The 2592-nt window shown below is 74.2% G+C and carries 2 protein-coding genes; both read left to right on the top strand.

The window, feature by feature from the left end; all coding sequences use genetic code 11:
- Positions 1 to 84 precede the first annotated feature (84 nt).
- The gene (locus DQW06_RS06340; RefSeq protein ID WP_013152290.1) at positions 85 to 867 is read left to right on the top strand and encodes an enoyl-CoA hydratase/isomerase family protein; all 783 of its coding nucleotides are present in this window, start codon (positions 85 to 87) and stop codon (positions 865 to 867) included.
- 48 nt (positions 868 to 915) lie between these two features.
- Complete coding sequence (locus tag DQW06_RS06335) at positions 916 to 2562, top strand: acyl-CoA synthetase (protein ID WP_013152291.1); 1647 nt, start codon at positions 916 to 918, stop codon at positions 2560 to 2562.
- Positions 2563 to 2592 lie beyond the last annotated feature (30 nt).

The raw sequence follows: 2592 nt of genomic DNA, 5'->3' as shown, positions 1-2592 counted from the left end.
GCGGCCCCCTCGTCCCCGGCACCCCGGCGAACACGACGGTGTACGTCGACCACCCTTGCTTGTGAACATGTGAAAGGACTCCACGTGTCCGACGAACTCGTCCTGGCGCACCGCGAACCCCTCACCGAGGGCCACACGACCGTCATCACCCTCAACCGCCCCGCCAAGCTCAACGCCTGGACCTCCGCCATGCGGGCCCGCATCGTCGAGCTCCTCACCGAGGCCGGAGCCGACCCCGACTGCCGCGCCGTCGTCCTCACCGGCACCGGAGACGCCTTCTGCGCCGGTCAGGACCTCGCCGAGACCCGGGCCATCGACCCCGGGGACCACGCCGCCGCCGAGGCCTGGATCGACGAGTTCGACGTCCTCTACCGGGCCCTGCGCGGCGTCGACAAGCCCACCGTGGCCGCCGTCAACGGCGTCGCCGCCGGGTCGGGCTTCCAGCTCGCGCTCCTGGCCGACCTGCGCGTGGGCCACCCCGGCGTCCGCATGGGCCAGCCCGAGGTCCGCTCCGGCATCCCCAGCGTCACCGGCATCTGGGCCATGTGGGACATCCTCGGCAAGGCCCGCACCATCGAGTTCACCCTCACCGGCGACCTGGTCGACGGCACCGAGGCGCACCGCCTGGGCCTGCTCACCCGCCTCGTCCCCGAACGCGGGGACGTGCTCGCCGCGGCCCTCGACCTCGCCGCCTCCCTGGCCTCCCTGCCCCCCGGCGCCGTCGCGCTCACCAAGGCCCGCCTGCGCGAGATCGACGACGCCGCCCTCACCGACGCCGTCACCGCCGCCAAGGACGTCCACGCCCGGGCCTACGCCAGCGGCGAGCCCCAGCGCGAGATGGAGCGGTTCCTGGCCAAGCGCCGCTGAACCGCCGCTCCACCGCCAAACCACAGCAGGAACAGGGGAAACCACCCGATGACCACCACCGGAACCGAGGCCGCCGCCTTCGAGACCCCCGGCCCGGACGCACTCGCCGAGGGGGAGCGCCTCTACCGCCGACTGCGCTCCGAGCAGCGCTGGGAGGTGCCCGAGCGGTACAACATGGCCGTCGACGTCGCCGACCACCACCCCGGGGACCGGGTCGCCCTCGTCTTCGAGGACCACACCGGGCACCGCGACGAGGTCACCTGGGACCGCGTCCGCGACCGGGCGGCCCGCGTCGCCGCCCACCTGCACGCCCTGGGCGTGCGCGAGGGCGACCGCGTCGCGGTCCTGCTGCCCCAGCGCCCCGACACCCCCGCCACCTACCTGGGCGTGCTGCGCACCGGTGCCGTCCTGGTCACCATGTCCCTGCTGTGGGCCGACGACCCCATCGCCTACCGGCTCGCCGACTCCGGCAGCACCGTCCTGATCACCGAGGACGCCGCCCTGGAACGCGCCGCGGGAGCCGTCCGCGCCGCCCGCGCCTCCCACGGGCTCGACGCCGACGTCCGCGTCGTGAGCGTGGACGACCCGGCCGTGGCCGCCCGCGAGCCCCGCCACGAGGCCGCCGACACCGCCGCCGACGACCCCGCGCTCATCTTCTACACCTCGGGGACCACCGGCGCGGCCAAGGGCATCGTGCACGCCCACCGCACCCTGCTGGGCCACAACGAGTTCCGCTACTGCCACGACCTGCGCCCCGGCGACGTGTTCTACGGGGCGGGCGACTGGGCCTGGTCCATGGCCAAGCTCATGGGCCCGCTGCGAGCCGGGGCCACCCACCTGGTCCACCGCCCCCGCGCGGGCTTCGATCCCGAGGGGCTGCTCGCCGCGATGGCGCGCAACCGGGTCACCACCGCCCTGGTCAACCCCACCCTGCTGCGCAAGCTCCGCGCCGGGGTGCCCGACGCCGGACGCCGCCACCCCCAGTCCCTGCGCGTGGTGTGCTGCTCCAACGAGCCGCTGACCACCGACCTCATCACCTGGTTCCGGGAGCAGTTCGGCGTCACCCCGTTCGACTACTACGGGTCCACCGAGTCCTACCCCCTGCTCGGGAACATGCCCGGAATCCCGGTCAAGCCCGGCTCGGTGGGCCGCCCGCTGCCCGGCTGGGACGTCGTCCTGCTGGACGCACAGGACCGCGAGGTCCCCGACGGGGAACCCGGCGAGATCTGCCTGCGCGCCCGCAGCAACCCGCAGTTCCCGCTGGGCTACTGGAACCGGCCCGAGGCCTCCGCCGAGACCTTCGGCGGCACCTGGTACCGCACCAAGGACCAGGCCACCCGCGACGCCGACGGCTACTTCTGGTTCCTGGGCCGCACCGACGACGTCATCAAGACCTCCGGCTACCGGGTCGGACCCTACGAGGTCGAGGCGGCCCTGCGCGAGCACCCGGCCGTCGCCGACGCCGGGGTCGTGGGCCTGCCCGACCCGCTGCGCGGACAGGTCGTCAAGGCATGGATCGAACTGGCCGACGGGTACGAGCCGAGCGAGGAGCTCGCCGACCGGATCCGCGCCTTCGCCCGCGAGCACCACTCCCTCTTCGCCTACCCGCGCCTGATCGCCTTCGAGGAGCGCCTGCCCCGCTCCGCCACCGGCAAGGTCCAACGCGCCGAGCTGCGCCGACGCGACACGGCCTGAGATCCGTGCGGTGGCGGCGGGGGCCGCCAC

This window comes from Nocardiopsis sp. TNDT3 (genome assembly GCF_003427465.1).
GTDB lineage: Bacteria > Actinomycetota > Actinomycetes > Streptosporangiales > Streptosporangiaceae > Nocardiopsis > Nocardiopsis dassonvillei.
Note: the sequence above shows the minus strand (reverse complement) of the source record. Positions and strands in the feature narration are given on the sequence as shown.

Coding starts and splice junctions, on each gene's coding strand:
- DQW06_RS06335 (WP_013152291.1), top strand. CDS start 916: ATGACCACCACCGGAACCGAGGCCGCCGCCTTCGAGACCCCCGGCCCG.